We start from the raw sequence: 22,215 nt of genomic DNA on the forward strand, positions 1-22,215 counted from the left end.
GGTATCGATTATATTTTAGAAAGCTTGAAGGTTTGGTTTAGTTGTCCTGTTGCGGCCAGGAGCCTGTAATATTTTTGAGTTACATCAGCCTTAGCTACAGTATTGTTGATTTTTGCACTGAGTTGTTCTACATCGGCTTCCAGTAAATCATTCGTGTCTGCAAGACCGTTGTCGTATTTGTCTTTTAAAATTCTATAATTTTCAGTTGCCTGTTCTACAGCCTGGGCGTAAACATTTTTTTGTTTCATTGCCAAATCATAATCTTCAATTGCTTTTTGTACCTCAATTTTGATGTAATCGGTAAGCATCATTTCCGAAGCCTGTAATTCTTCGGCCTGACTTTTTGCTACTTTTACCTCAGTTGCATTTTTAAAAATACCACTCAAATTATACGAAATTCCCACTCCAAAATTCATTGCGTTTTGAATCGTTACAACATTTTTTAAATCAAGTGTAGTGTATCCGCCAATTAATGAAAGGGAAGGGTAGTAGCCACTTTTAGCTACTTTAATATTGGCCTGACTTGCTTTTTCCTGAAGGCGGATTGCTTCTAAATCCTTACGGTTTTCCAATGCCGGATTTTCATCTATGGGAATGTTATTTGTTTCAAAATTGTAGAAATCACTTTCTTTAATTTCAATTGCAGTTTTAGGATCCAGTTTCAGGAAATTGGTCAATTCATAATTTATAACACTTAAATTACTTTTGGCCTGGTCTAAAGACAGTTGTACTTTAGAAAGTTGTAATTGTGTTTTTAGCAAATCGTTTTTAGGAACAATTTCGTTTTTTTCTAATTCTGTAAAATCCTTAACACGTTGTTCGGCACTTTTGTAATTTTCGTTCAGCAATTCAACTGTTTTTTGTGCTTTGTACAAGGCTGCATAGTAGTTGATGACTTTCATTGCTGTTTCTTCTTTGGTTTGCAAAGCATTAGCCGTTTCAGCCTGATACAAATTATCCGAAACCTTAATGCTATTCTTTAATTTAAAGCCTGAGAAAATAGGCAAAGTGGCATTAATTTGTCCCAAAACCAATTGGTCAACGTTTGGTGCTTTATTAGCTGATTCGCTGTCGCTACTATTGCTTTTTATATTAACTGAAGCTTTTGTCAATCGTTGGTATTGTGCCGAAGCTTTTAAATCGGGATATAAGTTGTTTTTTACCGATTGCAATTCGTGTTTTTTAGTTGCTACTTTGGCATTAGCTAAGTTGACTTCGTTACTCTTTTCCCAGGCCAAGTGAACGGCATCGTTGAGTGATAAACTCTTTCTTTGTTGTGCTTCTGTGGAGCTTATCCCTAGAAATAAAATCCCTAAAAGCATTAATTGTCTAGCTTTCATATATTAGAAGTGCTTTTATTGTTTGTTGGATGTGCGTTTTAAATTTTGTTTGGATATAATTTTCGAAATCTTCGTCGGTTTCTAAAGCCAACAGTTTTTTGAAATAAGCTTTATTCATACTAAAGTGGAAAAACGTACCCATAATTGTGGGAGGAATCAGTGGAATAATGACGTCTTTTCTAAAAATACCTTTTTGTTGTCCTTCCCGAATTATAGTTTCCAATGATTTTAAATTTCGATCCCTTACTTCGTTAAGAACTTTCAATTTATCCTCTTTTTCTTCTGTTGCAAATTCAAAATGTAAGATTCTGTAAATCCCTTTATTGCATCTAATACGGTTGACGTACAGTTCAATCAGTTTGTCAATTTTTTCAATAGGGTCTAAATCTTCAACAGATAGATTTTCTATTTGAATTTTTAAATCAGAAGTTCGATAAACAATCAATGCTTCTAATAATTTTTCTTTCGAACCAAAATAATAGGAAACCATCGCGACATTAATCTCGGCCTCCTTAGCTATCGTTCTAATCGAAGTTCCCTCGAATCCATTCTCGGCAAATAGCGTTTCTGCTATCAGAAGAATTTGAATTTGCTTTTCGTTAAAATCAGTTTTCAATTGGATTTGTTTTTAATTACAGTACAAAATTAAACAACTGTTTAATTTAAACAGCTGTTTAATTATTTTTTAACGTAATATTAACAAAGTTGATTCGGTCTTTTTGAGAGGTTTTTAATGTGGTAAGTTGTTGGTTCTGTTGTGCTTGTTTGGTTTTGTTGCTTGGATTTTATGGAGAAATAGAATTATGGAAGGAAACATTAAACTAACAAAGACCTTTATTTTTGAATCCTAAACTGATGCAAAAGTTGCGTTTTTTCTTTTCTTTGGTACCAGTCATTATAGACTAATTCGAGTTGGTTTACTGCAAATTTTCCAAAATCCTCGTTGCGGTATTTTTCCAATAAAGAAACGAGTTTTGTCGTATCGGTAATAGGTTTTCTAAAGCGACAAACACTAATGTGAGCAGTAAATAAGGTATAACGACTATCGATACTTTGTTCCAAATTAGTTTTTTTGAATGCTTTTCTAAGCGAATCCCGAAATGAATTTAGACTCTCATTCGTTGGAAATCCTTGAATCATAATGGTCGAATTGGAAGCTGTAATTCCGTTTAGATTAATTTCCAAATTCTTCAAGTGAATTAAATTTTCATGGATGACAGCAATATATGCAGAAGGATTGATTTGACTTAAAGAAAAACCGTCATGACAGGAAATGATAGATAAAACGGTGATGTGCATATCCGAATTGGGATAATAATATTGAGCAGTATCCTCTTTCTTAAGTTCGTTTAAAAACGACTGAATCTTATTTTTTATTGATTCCGGGGGGCGAATGAGTAAAGTAATCCCAAAACGATTGTCGTTTTCTGCATCAATTTTAGGGTCTATTACATAATTATTATTCGAAATTGCCTCTGCCGATTCGGTAAACAATTGATTGTAATGAGCAACTAAATCCATGAAAAGTTATTGTGAAATACAAAATTAAGGATTTTTTCAGCAGCTTATTTTAATAAAAGCTAAATGCTTCGTAGTAAAATGGATAGCTTTTTTGATTCAAAATTGTGAATATCTATTTTTGTTTATTTGATGTTTATTTTGCTCTAAAATCTATCTTTGGCATCCTTAAAAAAAGAAATTATGAGCGCAATTTGGTACGAATGCAAAGTAAAATATAGAAAAACTGACGAGACAGGAAATCAAAAAATGGTAGGCGAAATTTATTTGGTTGACGCAATTTCCTTCACAGAGGCCGAGAGCAGAATCAATGAAGAGATGAAAGCTTATGTGAGTGAAGAGTTTAAAATAGCCAATATTAAAGTGGCTAATTATGCCGAAATTCATCCTTTTGAAAATGCCGATCGCTGGTTTAAATCCAAAATTTCATTATTGGCTTATGATGAAGAAAGCGGTAAAGAGCGCAAGACCAATATGTATTTTTTAGTTCAGGCTAATGATGTAAAAGAAGCTTATGACAATACGGTACATACGATGAAAGGTACGATGGGCGATTATACCATTCCTGCAATTTCTGAATCAGCTGTTTTGGATGTTTTCCCTTATTTCAGTGGTGCTGAAGACGAGTTGGAACAATTAGAAAAGTTCAATGCACTTAAAGCTTCTAAGCCAGAAATTGTTTCAGAGGTAGAAGACCACATGGAATTTGTTACTGAAGAGGAAGAAACGGTATAGTGCTGATTCTATTCAAATAAAATCGCAAATTAGCATTAACTTTTGAGTGTCTAATTTGCGATTTTTTTTGGTTTTTAAAAAAAGTTGAACATAAATTACACCAATTGTCACTAATTCTGATAAAATTAAAATTGAATAACACAAATTTCTATCTGCCTTTGGCAGATTCGTGTAATTATAACGGGTTTAATTTGTGTTTATTTGTGTAATTTATGGTGAAAATTTTTTAATACGAATGCCAATCTAATTTGCAATTTTTTTAGTTGAATAGCACTTTAGAAAGCGTTACAATTCCTGTAATCAAAATTAAAATCAGTACAATCGATTTGAATTGCGTTTCCGAAATACGGTCTAATATTTTTTTTCCAATAAAAGTACCTGCTATGCTTACCAAAAGCAGAATAGGGATGAGGTAGATGTCGTGTTTATGAACATAGCCGTTGTAGCTATACACAATACTTCTGCTGGAATCGATGGCTAAATCAATGATGGCCGAAGTTGCAATAAAAACTTCCATTTTAAGATTATAAGCTGCCAGAGTCATTCCCCGAATGGCACCTCCTGTACCTAATAAACCTGCAATTAATCCTGAGAAAGTTCCACCTAAAATTGAATTTGTTGTAGTGGGTTTGATACTCAGGTTTTTAAAAAATAAAAAAACTAAACTAGTCCCAATCAGGAAGATTGCCAGTGCTGTTTCAAGCGTTTTGGGATTAATAAACCGGCTAATAAAAGCTCCGGTAATTACAAAGATTACTGCCGGAATTCCTATGGAGATGAGCAGTTTTTTATCAAAGCCCTTTCTGAAAAAAGCAATTTTACTAATATTACTCGATACATGAAACAAGGCTGTGATTCCTAATACCGAATGAAAATCTAAAAAATAACTGGCAATAGGAACAAAAAACAGCGAAGAGCCAAATCCGCCCACAGTACCCAGAATTTCTGCCAATAGTGCTAAGAGAATAAATAAGGCTAAATTTTCCAATAGTTAAGTTGTTTTAATCTTGTTTATAATCCAAAAGAGAAATACTGATTTCATTCCAATTCAACTGATTAATTTTTTAATATCAATTTGTTTGAGAATTTCTCTTTCAGAATGACGAACCAGGACTTTGAATTTTTCGTACCAGGGCTTCCAGTCTGCAACTCCCATATCTCTTGCTAATTCTTGTTCAAAATCAGCAAGTGTGGCATAAGACGATTCAAAAATAAGTCGGTAGCTTTCTCCGGTAAAATCAGTTAAAACTCTGTTTCCGGTTGTTTGAGGAAACAATCCACCCTGGGTGGCCTCATCAATCAAAACTTTGGCTTCTTTATAACGGCCAAATTGCAGATAAAAAATTTCTCGAACAATATACATGAGTACAAAAATTAGAAGTTAAACAAATGTTTTTGTACTTATAAAGTTAAGAAATAATACTATTGGTTTGGGGTTTTACTTCTTTGAAAAACAAAGAGTTATTTTAGGTTTAAATAAATCGGATTTTCCTCTTTTCGATTAGCGGCATGAGTGGCTATAAAGCTGATGATGAAAATTTGTAAAGCATGAAAAAGCATGATGGGAAGAAGAACAATCCCCATGACACTTGGATTTGGAAACAATATTTTAGCAAATACGGTTCCGTGGACTAATGATTTTTTAGTACCACAAAATTGAGCTGTAATTTTATCTTCGGCACTAAATCCAAGTTTGTTGCTTATAAAACCCGTAAGGAAATAAACTAAATAAAATAAAACAGTGACCGCTATTGCAATAGTCATAATGGCAAAAGCATCAATTTCGCTAAAGACATTTTCTTCAAAAGAGTGGGCAAAACTTTTGTAGATAATTAATAGGATGATGGATTTGTCAAATAAGGTCAGGTAGTTATTGTGTTTTTGAGCCAAATTACCCCAAAAACGATGTAAAAACAAGCCCAAAATAACCGGAACTACCACTTCTATAATCAATTTGGTATAAATGTCTCCTAAATTATAACTGTTTGTTGTAGTATTCAGGAACAGTCCCAACCAAAGTGGGGTAACAATAATCCCGATTAAACCCGAAATACTGGCATTAAAAATGGCGGCAGGAATGTTGCCTTTGGCTATGGAAACCATTACTACCGATGAAGAAACCGTTGAAGGCAGGGAAGCTAAAAATAGAAAGGCAAGCCAAATATTTTTATCGTATTCAGAGTGGATTAAAGGGTAAAAACACAGAATAATGACAGGAAATATCAAGAAAGTGCAGACTTGTACTAAAAGATGTAATTTCCAGTTTTTCAATCCTGATTTTATTTTTTCAGGGCTAAGTTTGAGACCGTAGAAAAAGAAAATCAACGAAACGCCCAAACTGGCAATACTATCTAAAGGAATTGAACTTGATGTACTACCTAATTGTGGAAAAATATAGGCCAGAAGCACTACCAAAATGATCGAAAGGACGAATTTGTCAATTTTAAATTTCATACTATGCTATCTGATTTGTAAACTAAATGAGCAGGCAAAGGTAGGAACTTAGTAAAAAGACAAACAACAATTACCCAATTTTAGCAGGCTTTTAACGGTTTAGAATAAAAATGAGGACAAGGAATTCTTGAGTTTTAAAAATAGTTTATCGAAAAATTCATAGTCGTTGTATTGCATTGATTCCACTAGTCCGCTGCGGTCGATTCAAGAGGTTTTTCCTTCTTAGTTTTTTGAAGACAGTAAAATTCTAATTATTAGTTGCAGGTTTTCTTTCTGCTACTAAAGCGGTCTCTGTTTTGTCAGTTTTTAATCACTCTTGTGCTAGAAAGCTTATCATGTATTCCTTTAACTGTTACTATATATGAAAAATACTCAAGCGGGATGCTCCTGCTCAATGTTCTAAAGATTAGTTGTTTTAAAGTAGGTTTGTCACCCGATGATGAAACTACTTTTGTTTTGGTTAATACTTTTCCTAATGTTCTTTGAAATTTATACTCAGTCAAAAGATAATAACCCCAAAAAGTCGGAAGTAAAATGATAATTGGGATTATTGGTAATTGTTTGTGCGTTTCGTCTGTGTATGTTTGATTAAGCTCTAAAAGCATAAGTCCGATTGAAAGTAAAAACCAAATGACTAAAAATGTAACCATATCGATAATGGCATTTAAAATTCGTTGTCCTTGATTTGCAAGTTTTAGGTCGTTTTGTGTCATAATTATTGTTTTTTTCTTTTCTTAATTATCAAGATAATAACTATTGGCAAAACTGTTATTGCTACAATTAAAATTATTTCTACAGTTGCTAATGATTCCATAATATTTTATTTATTGCTAATGTTTCCGAATTTTCGTTCTGATTGGTATTGGAACACAAAACTGCCAACCAGTACTGAATTATGAGTAGAATAACAAAACTCCATTTCTGCACGTTAGTTTGCCTGATGTAAAAAATGAGTTAGCAGCTTGCGTCTTTTTCTTTTTTGTTAGTATGGGCTTTTCACTGTCTTTGTATTTTTAGATAGTTGAAATTCTTTGGCATCAAGTTTCATTTCTTTTATTTCTGTAGCAATGCTTGTCAAGGTAAATTGGGCATTTTCAATAACCATTTTTAATGGTAATGCTTTTGCGACTTTTAAATAATCATACCAATTTCCAAACAAATGTCCTGTAAAAATCGAAGGTTCAACGCTAATTTTAGAGTTGAAATAATATTTCTGTATTCCACTTTTACAAGTAAAAACAATTTCGTCACATTTGTGACCAAGAACTTCTGTAACGCCTTTGTTTACTTCAATTTTTAAAATTCCATCAGGATTTGTCGCACCATCATTCCAGAAAACAGTTTCAGAGTTTGACATTTTGTTGTAAAGTTTGTTGTCTTTGTTGATATAAAGTTGCCATTGAAACATTGTTCCGTTAGTACTTGATTTGTAGTCGCCATCTTTGATGATGTAGTTTTGTGTTGAACCCATCATTGTTGAAAATTGTTCGGACGTTACGTTTGGAAGTTTACTTGTGTAAGTGTTTTGGTAAACGATTTGACCTTGAAAATTTTGTCCGAAAACAGTTGCTGTCAGAACTGTCATTACGATTGTTAATAGTTTTTTCATTTGTCTTGTTTGTTGTTTTTACTTATTGTTTTTGATGTTTAAATTATCGTCTTGGCATAGCTGTTAAATCGTTCATACAAGCTACAAAATGACTCCAATCTACCAAAAAAAACAGGTTAGTTTTATCTGATATACGTCAGTGCTTATTTTTTGCTAATATATAAATAAATCTTACAAATTAGTACATGGTTTTGTTGTTTCCGTATTATTTATCTTAAGGTTTCGGGCTGGATTGATTGGCAAAGGAACTCCTTTGTTTAACCTAAATATGTTTAAAAATGTTATTGGTCGAAATAGTGTTAGCCATGCAACGGTTTTGGGTTAAATTTATCTTTCCAATATTTATTCATACCCTATAAATGACGATTTTAATGAAACAGTTTCTTTTTTTACTGAGTTTTTTTGGAGTATTATCGACTATCAGTGCTCAGGAATTATTCAATGCTCCACAGCCTTTTGCCGCTGTGCCCACTCAGAAACAAATGGACTGGCAGCAAATGGAATTCTATGCTTTTATCCATTTTTCGCTAAACACTTTTACTAATAAAGAATGGGGTTTTGGGGACGAATCGCCTCAGTTATTTAATCCCTCAGACCTAGATGTACGCCAATGGGCGAGAGTGGCAAAAGAAGCCGGAATGAAAGGAATTATTTTAGTAGCCAAACACCACGATGGATTTTGTTTGTGGCCATCGGCATATACTGAGCGTTCTGTAAAAAATGCTCCCTGGAAGAACGGAAAAGGGGATGTTGTTAAAGAATTAGCCGCTGCCTGTAAAGAGTACGGTCTAAAATTAGGCTTGTATCTTTCTCCCTGGGATAGAAATCATGCCGATTATGGTAAACCGGCATACATAAGCTATTTTAGAAACCAACTAAAAGAGTTATTGACAAATTACGGAGAGGTTTTCGAAATGTGGTTTGACGGTGCCAATGGTGGCGATGGCTATTATGGTGGTGCCAATGAAATCAGAAAAATAAACACTTTAGACTATTACGATTGGGAAGAAACTTATCAATTGATTTATAAAATAGCTCCTAAAACATTAGTGTGGGGGATAGGACCTTCGGAAGCCAGATGGATAGGGAATGAGGACGGTTTTGCTAATGAAACCAATTGGAGTTTGTTACGTCAAAAAGACGATTTAGCAGGCAAAGTACATTATTCTGAATACACATCAGGGCATGAAGATGGTGAAAAATGGGTGCCGGGCGAAGCCGATGTTTCCATTAGACCAGGTTGGTTTTATCATGCTTCCGAAGATGACAAAGTGAAATCATTAGACCAAATGGTCGATATTTATTATAAATCCATAGGTCGCAATGCTACGCTTTTGTTGAATTTACCACCTGATAAAAGAGGATTAATTAATGAGAATGATATTCGAAGATTAAAAGAATTTACCGCAACTATCAAAGCCGATTTTAGAACCGAAGTTCTGGCAAAAACCAGAGTAACAGCTAATAATTACAGAGGGAACAATGATAAATATGCTCCTCAAAACGCAATTGATGGCAATAAAAACACTTACTGGGCTACCGATGATGAAGTGAAAACGGCCAGTATTGCATTTGAATTTAAAAAACCAACAGCGGTTAACAGACTATTACTTCAGGAGTACATACAGCTGGGGCAAAGAGTAAAAGCATTTACCGTTGAGGCTAAGATTGATGGAAAATGGAAAACAATTGCAAGCCAAACCACTATTGGTTACAAACGAATTTTAAGATTTGACAGAGTTGTAGCTTCGGCACTGCGAGTGAATATTACCGACTCAAAAGCCAGTATTCTGCTATCCAATATTCAGGCTTTTGATGCAGCTGTTTTTGTTCGTATGCCTGAAATAAGTAGAGATAAAAATGGCGTAGTACGTATGGAATCCGAACAAGGCAGCCGAATTTACTATACTCTTGACGGCTCAGTTCCATCAACAAAGAGTGTTTTGTACACAACCCCTTTTCGATACCCTAAAGCGGTAAAAATACAAGCCATAGCTATAGATACCTTAGAAAAGAGGAGTAGTGCTATTGAAATAGCTAAGTATGGCATGTCAAAAGAAAATTGGAAAGTAGTTTCCGTTTCCAGTGGAGATATGACTAATGTACAGCGAATTATAGACGGAGACCCAATGACCGATTGGAGTTTTGGTAATGAAACCCATCTACTACCACAAGAAGTCATAATTGATATGGGAGCAATCATGAGTATAAAAGGTTTCTCTTATGTGCCAAAACAGCAGGGACATCATCTTAATTTAATTGCTAATTATGAGTTTTTTACCAGTTTGGATAATGTACATTGGAGCAGGCAATCTGAAGGTGAGTTTTCGAATATTAAAAATAATCCAATAGAACAGATTAAACTTTTTTCGGCAGTTAATGCCAGGTATATAAAATTTATAGCCAAATCAGCTATTGAAAAAGGAAATAATCTCACTATTTGCGAAATAAACGTAATAGAGTAATAAAAGAATAAGGCTTCGATTTTTATAACGAAGCCTTATTTATTAGTATTTATTTGAGATTGTATTTATAGTTTCCAAACCAATACATCAGCAGTCTTCATGGATTTTGTTCCAATGATAATCTCAGCATTCGCAGGAAGTTTCATCTCGTAAATTTTATCCGAATAGTTTACAGCGATTCCAAAACCATCACGGTATTCTACTAATATTCCTTCTGGATAATTTTCAATCGGGATATTTTGTTGTTGGTATAATTTGGTCAAAACCTGTTTTTCCAAATCTCCTTTTTTCGAATCAACACCAATATAAGTTACGGTTCCTTTACCTAATTTACGCGAAATTACAGCAGCAGTTCCGGCATAGAAATCACCTTGGTAAGTTCCCCATATTTCGGTTCCTTTGTTTGGTTTTAATAAATCACCCCAAGAAACCCAATCAAAATCCTGATTGTTAAATTTAATTTTGTCAGGTGATTGCGGCATTAACAAATCATAGGATTCAATTTCGGAGCCAATTAATTTCCACATCGGCTCGTAGAATTTAGCTTCCCAAAGATGCCCTTTTCGGTTTTGAATTCCTGAACGGCAGCTCAATACTAAGTTTCCTCCGTTTTGAGCATAAGCAGTTAATTTATCAATCATTTGCTGGTCAATCATTTGATAAGCAGGTGCAATCAATACCGGATATTTAGAAAAATCAGTCGTATCACGAACAAAATCTACAGCTGCTCCAAAAGATTTCACTGCTTTGTAATACTTTAAGAAATGATTCTCCGTGTTCCATTGATTGGTTTGTTTATTCAAGTCAATTCCCATTACGTTATCGGTATTGAACAGAATTCCGGTTTTGCGTTGCAAATATTCCTTTGGCAATTGGGCTTTAGGATTGTATTTTTTTCGCAAAGTATTGATGTCTTTGATAAACTGGCTGAATTCTAATCCGCCAGTTGTAGGAGTCACTCCATCGGTACCTACAATTCCGTAGTGGTATTGCTCATAGCCGTACAAAGGCGCACGATAGCGATAGGTACAGGTAAATTTACTGCCACCGGCAAAAACATGCCACAACCAAAGTCGCATGGCTCCCGGTAAAGGTTGCGGATTAATACTTCCCCAGTTTACTTGTCCAGGTTGTAGTTCCATTACACCATAAACACCTTTTAGAGGACGAAAGAAATCATTAGACATTGCAATTCGGGAATAATCGCCTACGCGGTAGCCTTTTGGTCCAATGCCCAAATCGCTGCCATAAACCATATAACGGGTATAAGAAACAAAGTCCAGTTCTTTACTGGCTCCTACATAACCCACATCGTACATTGGAATGTAATTAGAAGTTACCCATTGATTTGGATTCGAATATTTACGGATTTCTTTAGCCTGTTCGTCCAGGAAAGTCGCTGTTTCATCATCAGCAAAACGATAGTGATCCAATTGGGAGTGTAAATTCATTCCCCAAATGGCATGTTTCGGAATATTAATTTCGTCAAAGCTGCTGTAAGTACCGCTCCAGAAATTGTTCCCCCAGGCTTCGTTAAGTACATCGATGGTTTTGTATTTTTCTTTTAACCAATTGCGAAAACGTTCGTGTGCATCTTGTCCGTAATCCAGAAAACGACGAGGTTCATTATCCACCTGCCATCCGATTACATTTTTATCATTACCATATCTTTTGGCTAATTCGGCAATCATTTTCATCGAATAAGAACGATAATAATTGCTGGAGAAAGTGGCATGCTGGCGTGTACCATGATCCATTTTAGAGCCATCTTCCATAGTGGCTAAAACATCAGGATGCTTGCGAACCAACCAAACCGGAGGCGTAGCGGTAGAAGTACAAAGAATGACTTTTAGATGGTATTTTTTAGCCAGTTCTAATGATTTGTCCAGCCATTTAAAATCATATTTGCCTTCTTCGGGTTCGAGTTGTGCCCATGCAAATTCGCCAAAATGAGTAAATTCAAATCCCATTTTTTCCATGTTTTGGAAATCGCGCTCCCATTGCGCCGGATCCCAATGTTCAGGATAATAATACACTCCCACTGAAGTCAAATCTTTAGAAGGAAAAAATTGTTCGATTTTTTGGGCAAAAGTAGCTGTATTAAATAGTAGTAGTAATGCCAGAAAGCATTTAGTAATCTTATAATTCATAATATAATGGTTTGGTAATAGTGAATTACAAATCTAAGTTTTTTTAGTTATAAAGTGTAATTTTCTCACTTAATTAGAAAGATATATTGTCGAAATATAAAAATACACCAACAATTATTAAGAATCCTTTTTACCACAGATTTGAAGGATTAAAAAGATTTCTAAAAATAATCTGTGTAAATCTGTGAAATCTGTGGTAAAAATTGATATTTAAGACTTTATTAAAATACGATATTAATTTCTGAACACTACTTAATTGTGTAAATCAAAATGTCTTTGTACAAGGCTGATCGGGTTGCCATCTGTCTGAAACCAATTCGACCTTCCAGAAGTTCAGGTTTTTTGCTAAGATCCCATGAGAATAATTTGGAACTGTTTTTTCCAGCAACCTTGAAATAGAGTTTTGCTTTGGTTTTAATTAATATAATTTTATAAGTTTGGTCCGTTTTAAATAATTCGGTTTCAAAATAAGGATTTGGGATTTCGGTTGTGGTGTTGAAATTTTGTCCTATAATTACTGGATATTGACGCACTCTGATGTAATCATTTTTGCTGTCAGTATTATCATTTTCAAAAGAAGCATAACTAATATGCAAAGTTTTCATATTAGTAAAATAGGTTTTCATTGCCGGAATTGCTCTTAGATTATTCCATTTTGAAATGTCTTCAACGTAAGGGGCAAGGCCTGTACCGGTTGCCTGGAGATATAAAATAATAGCCCATTTGGTTTCGGTATCTTTTCTGCTAAAGCTGAATTCCATTTTTACATTTCCCTTAAAAGAATCCTTAGTCCATAATACGGCATGGTCAGTATCAGTTCCGGCTTTAGTTCCGGCATTAAAAAGCATTCCTGCTTTAGTGTTTTTGATAGTGGCTTCGAGCCCGTCCAGAAACCATTTGGATTGCCAGTCTTTAGTTCCGCTGTCTTTAAATTGCAGTTGCCATTGTTTTGATTGGTTTAGAATGTTGAATTCTTTATTATCGGGATTTTGGGCATGTATTGAACCAGAAAGGAAGAATATTGAAATTAGAAGTTGTGTTAAGTTCATAATAAATGGCTATTTGTTTCGAAAATAGACGAACTATTGGGGATTTTTTTAAAATATTTAAGTTTCTAAGGTGTTGAGTTGCTAAGTTACAAAGTTTTTTAGGAGTTGGGGGTATGTTTTGGAGCTGTTAGTGACTAGGAATAAAATGTTTTTTGAAAGATAAATTTTATATATTTGATAGCAAAAATAGCGTTTAGACAAGTTGTAAAACTTTGGAAAAGGAACGAATATTTTTTAATATATACGAAAGAATGTTAAATAAAATCACATTTTGGAATTTAATCACTTTGACTTTAATTTTATTAGTCAGTTTTTTTGGAGTTTATTTTATAAACTATCCAATGATAATTGATATATGGGAAGTCATAATATATACTTGAATGGGAAAAAATGTTTTTCTTATTTTTAGGGATGGTTATTCTTTCACTAATTTTTACTTTGTTTCCACTCAAAAAAATGAGTTATGGAAATAAATTTCAAAAAATCCTTTTGGTTCTAAATGTCCTGATTTTACTTTATACTTTTTGCTATACAATTTCAACATTTGCAAAAAACAAGTCTGAATTGAGAAAAATTGAAAACGAATATATTGAGCAAGCAAAAAAAGATGTAAAAAATGACAAAGTAACTTTCAAATTTGCAGGAGGTTTACCTGTACCTGAATATGATAAGAACACTTATGATAAAATTGATAGTATTAGAAAAAAATACGGAATAATTTATTTTAATACTGGTTGTATAGTTGATTATAAAGCAATAGAAGCTCAAAAAAAGTATGAAATTATCGTAAAGCCTTATTTAGAAAAAAGAAATGGTAAAAATTGGGAAGCAAAAATGAATGATGAAATTCAAAAAGTAAAAAGCGACTACAAAAAAGATAGGTGAATATTACATAACCCGATAACGAAGTTTTACAATTTTTACCTACAAAATGAGTAAACAGCTTTAATACTTTGTAGAGTTACTGGATGAGATTCCTCTTGCGTCGGAATGACAAGATTGAGGAAGTAAATTGTGGTAAGGATACACCAGATTTTACTCAGACCTATAATGAAGTTCCGTAGGAACGGGCTATTTTGTAGCTCCGAAATTTATTTCGGAGAAAATAATAAGGGGGTATTTTAAAGTCCTGTAGGGACGATACATAAATTGTGTCCACAAAGATGAGTAAAAAGCTTGAATACTTTGTCGAGTTACTGGATGAGATTGCTACGTTATCGCTCGCAATGACATATTGAGGTGTTAAAAAATAAAGCCACAGCTTTAAAAGATTAATCTGTGCTAATCTTTTAAAGCTGTGGCAAAAATAATTATGTATGTTTTTAATTGGCCAAAGCCAACTCAATCGCATTAGTAAACAAGTCTTCTAGTGAAATTCCGGCTGCAGCAGCTTGTTGTGGAATTAAACTTTCGGTGGTTAATCCCGGAATTGTATTCATTTCGAGCATGTGCGGTTCGTTGTTAACAATGATAAATTCAGAACGTGAGAATCCTTTCATTTTTAGAACCTCGTAAGCACGTTTAGCAATAGCACCGACTTTTTGGGTCATTTCGTCAGAAAGTCTCGCCGGGGTAATTTCCTGTGATTTTCCTTGGTATTTGGCTTCGTAATCAAAGAAATCATTTTCAGAAACGATTTCGGTAATTGGCAACACAATGATTTCACCTTTGTAATTGATAACACCTACTGAAACTTCGGTTCCGTCAAGGAAACTTTCAATGATAATTTCGTTGTCTTCTTTGTAAGCGGTTTCGATGGCTGTAGGCAATTCGACTTCGGTTTTTACTTTCGAAATTCCGAAACTGGATCCCGCTTTATTGGGTTTTACAAAACAAGGCAATCCTACTTTGTTGATGATTTCGGTAGTATTGATAACATCGCCTTTGTTTAGGTAATAAGAAATGGCAGTTTTAATTCCGTATGGTTTTAATACCGAAAGTAAGTCTCTTTTATTGAATGTCAATGCCGATTGGTAATAATCGCAAGAGGTTTGCGGAATACCTAATAGTTCAAAATAAGCCTGCATTAAACCATCTTCGCCCGGAGTTCCGTGTATTGCGTTGAAAACACAGTCAAAGCTAATTTTGTTTTCGTTTACCGTTACCGAAAAGTCATTTTTGTCAATTGGGAATTCAACATCAGCATCGTCAACATAAACCCATTTTTCTTTGAAAATATGGATGCGAAACGCATTGTATTTTGATTTGTCTAAGAATTTGTAAACTACGTTACCGCTAATAAGTGAAATTTTGTACTCACTGGAATAGCCGCCCATGATGATGGCAATGTTTTTCATGTAATCTCGTTATGTATTGTAAAAAATGTTTTTTAGCCCCGATAGAAGTGAAAATCCTTTTTATCCCGATTTTTTAGGGATAAAAAGATTGTAACGAATAGCGGGTAAAAGCTCCTGAAATAAAATATGCCAGAACAGAAGCTAGATTAAACAAAATTATCATTTTTTTTGAAACGAAATAGCTTTATCTTTGTGACCTTTGAAAAAATTAAATTTATGAGTTTACGTAAATACCTTACTAGTCGTGTGTTTTTTACACAGGTTTTTCTTGCTGCTTTAATCATTGCCGTTTTGGGTTATCTTTTTATGCACTGGTTGACTTTTACCACCGATCATGGAAATGAAATCACAGTACCTGATTTGAGAAAATTGACCGAAGAACAGGTGGAAGAGAAATTGGACGAATTGGATTTGGATTATGTATTACTTGATAGTGTAGATTACAGAGGTGATTATCCAAAATACAGTGTTGTTCAGCAGGATCCAATTCCGGGTGCTAAGGTAAAAGAGGGTAGAAAAGTATATATTAAGATTAATAGTTCGGGTTTTTCATCGGTTAAAGTTCCTAATTTAATCGAAAAGACCTATCGTGAGGCCCTGCCAACATTAAGAGCATTAGGATTGGAAGAAGGTACAATTACTTATATTCCTAACCTTGGAAAAGATATGGTTCTTGAAATGCGTTACAAAGGAAGAAATATAAAACCAGGTGACAGAGTGTTGAAGTCATCTAAAATTGACTTGGTTTTAGGAGACGGAAAAGCGAGTTACGAAGAAGATATTACCAGTGAAACAGATAGTACTGTAGTTGCTGAACCAACAGAAGAATTGCCAAATGAACAATAATATTGAGTCGATTGAATTAGAGGAAGAGGAATTATTTGAGCATTATAAATTTGAAGTTCCCAAAGGGCAGGCATTATTGCGAATTGATAAATATTTAATGGGTTTAATCCCTAATGCCACCCGAAATAAAATACAAAATGCCGCTACCGATGGTAATATTTTTGTAAATAATGCTACGGTAAAATCTAATTATAAAGTAAAACCTTTTGATATAGTAACGGTAATGTTATCGCATCCACCGTTTGAAAATCATGTGCTTCCGGAGAATATTCCGTTGAATATTGTTTATGAAGATGATGCTTTATTATTGGTAAATAAAGAACCGGGATTAGTGGTGCATCCGGGACATGGAAATTACACCGGAACCTTAGTGAATGCTTTGGCGTTTCATTTTGAGAATTTACCAATGAACAGCAGCGAACGTCCTGGACTGGTACATCGAATTGATAAGGATACTTCGGGCTTGTTAGTAATTGCTAAAACCGAAGCTGCGATGACACATCTGGCTAAACAATTTGAAGCTAAAACTACCGAAAGAGAGTATGTGGCTCTGGTATGGGGAAATGTAGCTGATGATAGCGGAACCATCGAAGGGAATTTAGCAAGACACCTAAAAGACCGCATGCAAATGGCTGTTTTTGCCGACCCTGAAATTGGAAAACCTGCTATTACACATTATAAGGTTTTGGAGCGTTTTGGTTATGTAACTTTGGTTTCCTGTATTTTAGAAACCGGAAGAACACATCAAATTAGAGCTCACATGAAACACATAGGTCATCCGTTGTTTAATGATGAGCGTTACGGTGGTCATTTGATTTTGAAAGGAACTACTTTTACTAAGTACAAGCAGTTTATAGAAAACTGTTTTAAGGCTTTGCCAAGACAGGCTTTACATGCTAAAACGCTTGGATTTGTGCATCCTAATACGGGTAAAATGATGCGTTTTGATACCGAACTTCCGGATGATTTTAAGGATTGTATCGAAAAATGGCGAAATTATTCTAAATCGCACCATATTGAAGAAAATGAATAATGAGAGCTGATTTAATCTAGCTTTGAAAAAAAAAGTCCCATCTTGTTTTTGTAACGAGAAGGGACTTTTTGTTTATTCCATATACATTTGATTTTGTCCTCTTAAAGTTTTAGAATCATTGATATATTTAAAATTATCGCTTGGTTTTTCTGCCGGTATAAATCGTGCCGTTCCTGTTATTTTCCCTATTGCAGTGCTTAATAGTGGTTCGCTGGGGTCTCCAAGTACCCCTAAGGTTCTAATTCTTTCGGTTAATTTGTAATCAGGAACTAAGCCATCTAAATAATCACCAAAACCTACTGAATTTACAGATTGCGCTACTATTAATTGCATGGCATAGCGGTGGGAAGGATTTGCATTGGCTTTTGTCATATTCGGAGAATCATAAAGTGTAACCGAAGCTACATTTTTTCCATAAGTTGCATCGCCTATTTGTACAACATTAATATAAGGATCGAGTCCGTTAATGATGAGTTCACTTGCCGAAGCGGTATTTTTTGTTGTTAAAACATAAACTCGGTTAAGATTCAGGCTGTTGATGCTTGTCCCGTTGATAGTACTGGTGAAATTGTATTTTCTGTTGAGGTATGATTTTTTTTTATTGTAAGCTAATTCACTAAAAACCTGTCCTCTAAATTGTCCGGTAATCATGCTGGCTAATCGTGCTGCACTAAGGACAGAACCTCCGCTATTGTACCTTAAATCAACGAGTAAATCAGTAATTCCCTCTGATTTGAAGTAACCAAAAGCCTCACTTAACTTCGAATCATAACTTGGAAAAAAACCATTATACATAAGGTAGCCAATTTTATGGGCACCGCTAGGAATGACTTTTTTAATAAAAATAGGATTTTCGGCAAGGATTGTTTTTGTTAACGCCAGAGATTTTCCATTAGGAGTAATCACAGGATTATTATTGCTGTCATAAGTGAGATTAGCAAAATTTAAAGTATAATTTTCGTTTGAACTAAATAACAAACTTCGGTAGTTGGACAGGGTTAAACTAATTCCGTTGACAGCATAAAATATCTCGCCCCGCTGGATATCTTTTGCAGCAGCATCCGAATTTGGAATGATATAACGAACATAACCAATAATCTGGTCGCTATTATTAAAAGTACTTAAGCCAAAATCTACTCCATTGTTTTTTGAGGTTCCGCCCAGTTGTTGTTCCAGTGTAAGGTAATCACTAACTATCCAGCTGTATTGATCCACAACTTCAGCCGATTCATCATCGGGAATGGGAGGTTTGAATAGTAAATTTTGAAATAGTTCTTCCGGAGTGGCATAACTTCTTAAAAAAAAATCATATTCAGCATTCGAAGAAAATCGTTTGTTAGCTAAATCAGGTACTTCGGCCTGCCATAAATACATTTGGTTCATTCCTCTCCAAATAAATTTAGGAATATCAAGATCAGTCGGTATTGCCAGGGCATCATCCTGATCTTGACAGCTTTGTAATAGCAAAAGAGGGATGAATATCAGCAGTAAATAGTTGAATAGGCTTTTCATATTTGTTAACTATTAGGGCTATTGACGTAAAAATACTATCTTTAATTTTATAAATCGTTTTTTTAGAATAAATACAACTGTTTTTACCTAAAATTGAATTTTCTATGATTGTAACCAATGCAAAAGTGGTTCATTTTTTTTTGGCATAGAAATGGTAAGTGTAGTTGTAAACAAGAACATAATTTTAATATAAAGATATGAAAATGAAAAAAGTACTGATTACATTGGTAGTTGCCTTTGCTTCGAATTTTTTTTACGGACAAGCTGTTTTTGATCAGTTTGATGGGCAAGAAGAAATTGTTTCGGTAATAGTAAACAAAAAAATGTTTGAATTGATGAGTAAGGTAAAAGTAGATCCTTCGGACAAGGAAACACAGCAATATTTGAAATTAATTCAGAATTTAGAAAATTTAAAAGTCTTTTCGACCACTAATACTCTGGCTGCCCGAAAAATGAAAGAAGTTGCCGATAGTTACATTAAATCGGCTGATTTGGAAGAATTAAAAAAAGTAAACGAGAATGGAAAACAAGTTACAATAGATGTGAAACGCACAGGAACTAATCAATTAAGAGAGTTCTTAATGTTTATTGAAGACGATGCTAACGGAATTAATCGTTCTGTTTTAATGTCGTTAACCGGAGTTTTTAGTTTGAGTGATATTGCTATTTTAACGGATAAAATGCAAATTCCCGGCGGAACTGAACTTAAGAAATTAACCCAAAAATAATTTTTTGATTGAATAACAAAAAAGCGATTTCAAATTTTGAAATCGCTTTTTTAGTTTATAAGACTATTGTGTTTTGAGTTTTATTTGCAAAACATCTTTAGATTTTTAGTTGCGCTCTGGCTTCCCAGTTGTTGGGCTTTGATAAAATCGGCGCAGGCACTCTTTTTGTCTTCCAGATGAATGTAGGTAAGTCCTCTTAAATTGTAAGTGATATAATCTCCCGAATTGAATTTGATAGCCACATTACAGTCGTTCAAAGCTGCCTTGTAGTCTTTTAATTTGTAATAAATATTGGCTCTGGTTGTGTAAGCATAGGTGTTGTCATCGTGCATTTCTATTGTTTTATTCACATCAGTTAATGCTCCCTGAAGATCGTTGAGTTTTATTTTTTCCATGCCGCGGTTTAAATAAGCCACCACAAAATCAGGTTTCATTTTGATGGCTTTGTTATAATCGGCTATTGCACCTTGGGTATTTCCGGCATTTGATTTTTTCATTGCCTGATCAAAATAGTTTTCGGCAGTTTGGCTCCAGCCTAGGGTTGATAGAGTAAGAAAAGAAAATAAAAGTAGTTTTTTCATAGAGTAGGTTTTTTGTTTAAGGGATGGTTAAAAATAAGCAATTGAAAATTGTTTTGATACAAATGACCGAATTTATTCCAATAAATTTTTAAAAAACCTTTTTGGCTTGTTTTTTGATAATTAATGCAATTGTGTTTTTAACACATAATTTTATATTCCTAATTAAAACTAAAAAATAGTTACAAATGAAAGTAAAAAAGATTAAAGTACTACTGCTTATCGGGTTGATGACTTTGGGTACCTTGGCAAAAGCGCAATCGGTTCAGGCAGCGGATGAAGAAGTTAAAAAAGCCAAAGAGTGGATTAGTACTTTAGCGTTGAAGGATGATGCAAAAGAAGACCGATTAGTACAAGTGGTTGCAACACATCTTTCACTGATAAAAGACTGGCACAATAGTCATCCAGCTTCTACAGTTCCGGCCGGAATCAATCCTTTAGACGGAAAACCGCTTTCGGAATTGCATCGTCAAATTATTGCCGATTCGGCTATGCCATCAACCATTCATCAGGATTTGATGTCCGGTTTAAGAAAAGATTTGAGCGAAGACCAGGTAGCTTTGGTTTTGGATAAATACACCATTGGAAAAGTGGCTTTTACTATGAAAGGTTATCAGGCTATTGTTCCTCAAATGACGGCTGCTGAAACTGCCGAGATTCAAAAATTATTAGAAAAAGCACGTGAACAGGCTGTAGATTTTAAAAGCATGAAGCAGATTTCGGCAATTTTTGAAATTTATAAAACACAAGCCGAGCAGTATTTAAACAATAACGGCCGTAACTGGCGTCAAATGTATGCCGATTATACCAAAAAAATTAAGGCTGAAAAAGCGGCTAAAAGCAATAGTAAATAACAATAATAAATAAAAAAGGTCTTTAATGCTTATTTGCGTTAAAGACCTTTTTGTGTAAAATTAACTTTGGGTTAGTTTACAACCAGTTGGTAAGTTGCCATTTTCCATATTTCGTCATATTTCTTACCGTGGTGTTCTCCGGATTTTTTTTCTGTTTGAGAAAATTCAATCATATAATTTCCTGACCAAATTGGGGTAAACGAAATTTCACCGTTTTCATTTGTCCATAATTCTTTTTCCCAGCCATTTGGAGCAATTACTTTTACTTTTTGTTGTTTTGCAATAGCATTGTTATAAAGAGCAACAGCAGTAATTTTTGTGTTTTTTGCTAGTGAAGTAGTGTTTTCGCTAAATACACCTATTTTGTTTGTGTTGTTAGTGCCGGAATTACCATTTAATTTATTTCCGACTACGATGTTAGCACTCGAATTGTAATCCAGTACCATCGTCCCATATACGTCTTTTACAGTATGCTGCATCACTACAGTGTAAACGCCATCTTCATCAGGGGTAAAGAAAGCCTGGTATTTGTTTTCCAGTGCGGTCGATTGTAATTTAATTTCTTTTTTAGACGGACTGATTACCGTCAGTGTAAAATCTTTTAAATCCGAGAACCATTTGTCGGCTTTTGTGATGTCGTTTTCTGAAAATTCGCCAAAATAAACCGAGATTTCCTGTGGTTTTCCTTTAGTACCGGTAGTTTTAGTTTCAATCCATAAGGCGTGAGCAAATACAGCAGGTGCTGAAATTAACAAAAGGGTAACTAAAACGGTTTTGAATAAGTTTGATTTCATAATTCAGGATTTTATATGTTGTTAACAAAGAAGTGCAAATGTAAAATTTATTTTTAAATTAATTTAGATTAATTATAAATAAAAAAAAGCATAAAACAAAAAAAAATCCTTAAAATACTGAATTACAGTATGTTTAAGGATTTTATTTGTGACCTCGACTGGATTCAAACCAGTAACCTTCTGAGCCGTAATCAGATGCGCTATTCAGTTGCGCCACGAGGCCATTTTGCAGTCGCTTTGTAAGCGTGATTGC

21 protein-coding genes and 1 tRNA gene are annotated in these 22,215 nt (G+C 34.2%); 7 read left to right on the top strand and 15 right to left on the bottom strand.

Annotated elements, in window-relative coordinates; translation table 11 throughout:
• Positions 1-8: 8 nt before the first annotated feature.
• From FDM27_RS03720 to FDM27_RS03730, 3 genes are all read right to left on the bottom strand, one after another.
• Positions 9-1,340, bottom strand: coding sequence for a TolC family protein (locus FDM27_RS03720; RefSeq protein WP_071185394.1), 1,332 nt, complete (start codon positions 1,338-1,340; stop codon positions 9-11).
• The gene (locus FDM27_RS03725) at positions 1,330-1,956 is read right to left on the bottom strand and encodes a TetR/AcrR family transcriptional regulator (protein ID WP_071185395.1); all 627 of its coding nucleotides are present in this window, start codon (positions 1,954-1,956) and stop codon (positions 1,330-1,332) included. Before FDM27_RS03725 ends, FDM27_RS03720 begins: the two co-directional genes overlap by 11 nt.
• Before the next feature lie 218 nt (positions 1,957-2,174).
• A complete protein-coding gene (locus FDM27_RS03730) occupies positions 2,175-2,861 on the bottom strand; it encodes a 2'-5' RNA ligase family protein (RefSeq protein WP_140485224.1) in 687 nt (228 codons plus the stop codon).
• Positions 2,862-3,041: 180 nt separating this feature from the next.
• Between FDM27_RS03730 and FDM27_RS03735 the strand changes: the two genes are divergently transcribed.
• Complete coding sequence (locus tag FDM27_RS03735; protein ID WP_071186388.1) at positions 3,042-3,593, top strand: DUF4494 domain-containing protein; 552 nt, start codon at positions 3,042-3,044, stop codon at positions 3,591-3,593.
• A 259-nt stretch (positions 3,594-3,852) separates the two neighbouring features.
• Here FDM27_RS03735 and FDM27_RS03740 read toward each other — a convergent pair whose 3' ends face one another.
• The 5 genes from FDM27_RS03740 to FDM27_RS03760 form a co-directional block, all read right to left on the bottom strand.
• Complete coding sequence (locus FDM27_RS03740; protein ID WP_140485225.1) at positions 3,853-4,581, bottom strand: sulfite exporter TauE/SafE family protein; 729 nt, start codon at positions 4,579-4,581, stop codon at positions 3,853-3,855.
• 60 nt (positions 4,582-4,641) lie between these two features.
• The gene (locus tag FDM27_RS03745) at positions 4,642-4,956 is read right to left on the bottom strand and encodes a hypothetical protein (RefSeq protein WP_071185398.1); all 315 of its coding nucleotides are present in this window, start codon (positions 4,954-4,956) and stop codon (positions 4,642-4,644) included.
• A 98-nt stretch (positions 4,957-5,054) separates the two neighbouring features.
• On the bottom strand, positions 5,055-6,047 hold the full coding sequence (locus tag FDM27_RS03750) for a bile acid:sodium symporter family protein (RefSeq protein ID WP_140485226.1): 993 nt from the start codon (positions 6,045-6,047) through the stop codon (positions 5,055-5,057).
• Between the two features lie 299 nt (positions 6,048-6,346).
• Positions 6,347-6,760 (bottom strand): RDD family protein, encoded by a 414-nt coding sequence (locus FDM27_RS03755; protein WP_140485227.1) that lies wholly within the window; start codon positions 6,758-6,760, stop codon positions 6,347-6,349.
• A gap of 269 nt (positions 6,761-7,029) precedes the next feature.
• A complete protein-coding gene (locus FDM27_RS03760) occupies positions 7,030-7,656 on the bottom strand; it encodes a hypothetical protein (protein WP_255510459.1) in 627 nt (208 codons plus the stop codon).
• Positions 7,657-8,027: 371 nt separating this feature from the next.
• Between FDM27_RS03760 and FDM27_RS03765 the strand changes: the two genes are divergently transcribed.
• Complete coding sequence (locus FDM27_RS03765; protein WP_140485228.1) at positions 8,028-10,121, top strand: alpha-L-fucosidase; 2,094 nt, start codon at positions 8,028-8,030, stop codon at positions 10,119-10,121.
• 65 nt (positions 10,122-10,186) lie between these two features.
• Here FDM27_RS03765 and FDM27_RS03770 read toward each other — a convergent pair whose 3' ends face one another.
• Both FDM27_RS03770 and FDM27_RS03775 read right to left on the bottom strand, forming a co-directional pair.
• On the bottom strand, positions 10,187-12,271 hold the full coding sequence (locus FDM27_RS03770) for a beta-galactosidase (RefSeq protein ID WP_140485229.1): 2,085 nt from the start codon (positions 12,269-12,271) through the stop codon (positions 10,187-10,189).
• A 248-nt stretch (positions 12,272-12,519) separates the two neighbouring features.
• Positions 12,520-13,320 (bottom strand): DUF1961 family protein, encoded by an 801-nt coding sequence (locus tag FDM27_RS03775; RefSeq protein WP_140485230.1) that lies wholly within the window; start codon positions 13,318-13,320, stop codon positions 12,520-12,522.
• Positions 13,321-13,776: 456 nt separating this feature from the next.
• Here FDM27_RS03775 and FDM27_RS03780 point away from each other — a divergent pair, with 456 nt between their 5' ends.
• Positions 13,777-14,205 (top strand): hypothetical protein, encoded by a 429-nt coding sequence (locus FDM27_RS03780; protein WP_140485231.1) that lies wholly within the window; start codon positions 13,777-13,779, stop codon positions 14,203-14,205.
• A gap of 437 nt (positions 14,206-14,642) precedes the next feature.
• On the opposite strand, the gene FDM27_RS03785 is transcribed toward FDM27_RS03780, so the two are convergent.
• Positions 14,643-15,617, bottom strand: coding sequence for a D-alanine--D-alanine ligase (locus FDM27_RS03785; protein WP_140485232.1), 975 nt, complete (start codon positions 15,615-15,617; stop codon positions 14,643-14,645).
• Positions 15,618-15,833: 216 nt separating this feature from the next.
• On the opposite strand from FDM27_RS03785, the gene FDM27_RS03790 reads away from it, so the two are divergent.
• Together FDM27_RS03790 and FDM27_RS03795 are read left to right on the top strand one after the other, a co-directional pair.
• Positions 15,834-16,463, top strand: coding sequence for a PASTA domain-containing protein (locus FDM27_RS03790; RefSeq protein WP_071185408.1), 630 nt, complete (start codon positions 15,834-15,836; stop codon positions 16,461-16,463).
• The gene (locus FDM27_RS03795) at positions 16,453-17,496 is read left to right on the top strand and encodes an RluA family pseudouridine synthase (protein ID WP_071185409.1); all 1,044 of its coding nucleotides are present in this window, start codon (positions 16,453-16,455) and stop codon (positions 17,494-17,496) included. Before FDM27_RS03790 ends, FDM27_RS03795 begins: the two co-directional genes overlap by 11 nt.
• Before the next feature lie 72 nt (positions 17,497-17,568).
• On the opposite strand, the gene FDM27_RS03800 is transcribed toward FDM27_RS03795, so the two are convergent.
• Complete coding sequence (locus FDM27_RS03800) at positions 17,569-19,008, bottom strand: S41 family peptidase (protein WP_140485233.1); 1,440 nt, start codon at positions 19,006-19,008, stop codon at positions 17,569-17,571.
• 203 nt (positions 19,009-19,211) lie between these two features.
• Here FDM27_RS03800 and FDM27_RS03805 point away from each other — a divergent pair, with 203 nt between their 5' ends.
• A complete protein-coding gene (locus FDM27_RS03805) occupies positions 19,212-19,736 on the top strand; it encodes a DUF4252 domain-containing protein (protein WP_140485234.1) in 525 nt (174 codons plus the stop codon).
• 80 nt (positions 19,737-19,816) lie between these two features.
• On the opposite strand, the gene FDM27_RS03810 is transcribed toward FDM27_RS03805, so the two are convergent.
• Positions 19,817-20,317, bottom strand: a complete 501-nt coding sequence (locus FDM27_RS03810) for a tetratricopeptide repeat protein (protein WP_071185411.1) — start codon at positions 20,315-20,317, stop codon at positions 19,817-19,819.
• Positions 20,318-20,502: 185 nt separating this feature from the next.
• Between FDM27_RS03810 and FDM27_RS03815 the strand changes: the two genes are divergently transcribed.
• Entirely contained in the window at positions 20,503-21,168 is a 666-nt protein-coding gene (locus FDM27_RS03815; protein WP_181161624.1) for a DUF3826 domain-containing protein, read from the top strand.
• Positions 21,169-21,239: 71 nt separating this feature from the next.
• Here the strand turns inward: FDM27_RS03815 and FDM27_RS03820 are convergent, their stop codons facing one another.
• Positions 21,240-21,962 carry a hypothetical protein gene (locus FDM27_RS03820; RefSeq protein WP_140485235.1) on the bottom strand — a complete coding sequence of 241 codons (723 nt, stop codon included), beginning with the start codon at positions 21,960-21,962 and terminating at the stop codon, positions 21,240-21,242.
• A gap of 149 nt (positions 21,963-22,111) precedes the next feature.
• Positions 22,112-22,185, bottom strand: a tRNA-Arg gene (locus tag FDM27_RS03825).
• Between the last annotated feature and the right edge of the window lie 30 nt (positions 22,186-22,215).

Source organism: Flavobacterium sp. GSA192, assembly GCF_006386525.1.
GTDB classification, from domain to species: domain Bacteria; phylum Bacteroidota; class Bacteroidia; order Flavobacteriales; family Flavobacteriaceae; genus Flavobacterium; species Flavobacterium commune.

Coding starts and splice junctions, on each gene's coding strand:
- FDM27_RS03815 (WP_181161624.1), top strand. CDS start 20,503: ATGAAAGTAAAAAAGATTAAAGTACTACTGCTTATCGGGTTGATGACT.
- FDM27_RS03720 (WP_071185394.1), bottom strand. CDS start 1,340: ATGAAAGCTAGACAATTAATGCTTTTAGGGATTTTATTTCTAGGGATA.
- FDM27_RS03730 (WP_140485224.1), bottom strand. CDS start 2,861: ATGGATTTAGTTGCTCATTACAATCAATTGTTTACCGAATCGGCAGAG.
- FDM27_RS03745 (WP_071185398.1), bottom strand. CDS start 4,956: ATGTATATTGTTCGAGAAATTTTTTATCTGCAATTTGGCCGTTATAAA.
- FDM27_RS03765 (WP_140485228.1), top strand. CDS start 8,028: ATGAAACAGTTTCTTTTTTTACTGAGTTTTTTTGGAGTATTATCGACT.
- FDM27_RS03760 (WP_255510459.1), bottom strand. CDS start 7,656: ATGAAAAAACTATTAACAATCGTAATGACAGTTCTGACAGCAACTGTT.
- FDM27_RS03750 (WP_140485226.1), bottom strand. CDS start 6,047: ATGAAATTTAAAATTGACAAATTCGTCCTTTCGATCATTTTGGTAGTG.
- FDM27_RS03755 (WP_140485227.1), bottom strand. CDS start 6,760: ATGACACAAAACGACCTAAAACTTGCAAATCAAGGACAACGAATTTTA.
- FDM27_RS03790 (WP_071185408.1), top strand. CDS start 15,834: ATGAGTTTACGTAAATACCTTACTAGTCGTGTGTTTTTTACACAGGTT.
- FDM27_RS03735 (WP_071186388.1), top strand. CDS start 3,042: ATGAGCGCAATTTGGTACGAATGCAAAGTAAAATATAGAAAAACTGAC.
- FDM27_RS03775 (WP_140485230.1), bottom strand. CDS start 13,320: ATGAACTTAACACAACTTCTAATTTCAATATTCTTCCTTTCTGGTTCA.
- FDM27_RS03795 (WP_071185409.1), top strand. CDS start 16,453: ATGAACAATAATATTGAGTCGATTGAATTAGAGGAAGAGGAATTATTT.
- FDM27_RS03780 (WP_140485231.1), top strand. CDS start 13,777: ATGAGTTATGGAAATAAATTTCAAAAAATCCTTTTGGTTCTAAATGTC.
- FDM27_RS03800 (WP_140485233.1), bottom strand. CDS start 19,008: ATGAAAAGCCTATTCAACTATTTACTGCTGATATTCATCCCTCTTTTG.
- FDM27_RS03770 (WP_140485229.1), bottom strand. CDS start 12,271: ATGAATTATAAGATTACTAAATGCTTTCTGGCATTACTACTACTATTT.
- FDM27_RS03810 (WP_071185411.1), bottom strand. CDS start 20,317: ATGAAAAAACTACTTTTATTTTCTTTTCTTACTCTATCAACCCTAGGC.
- FDM27_RS03820 (WP_140485235.1), bottom strand. CDS start 21,962: ATGAAATCAAACTTATTCAAAACCGTTTTAGTTACCCTTTTGTTAATT.
- FDM27_RS03785 (WP_140485232.1), bottom strand. CDS start 15,617: ATGAAAAACATTGCCATCATCATGGGCGGCTATTCCAGTGAGTACAAA.
- FDM27_RS03805 (WP_140485234.1), top strand. CDS start 19,212: ATGAAAAAAGTACTGATTACATTGGTAGTTGCCTTTGCTTCGAATTTT.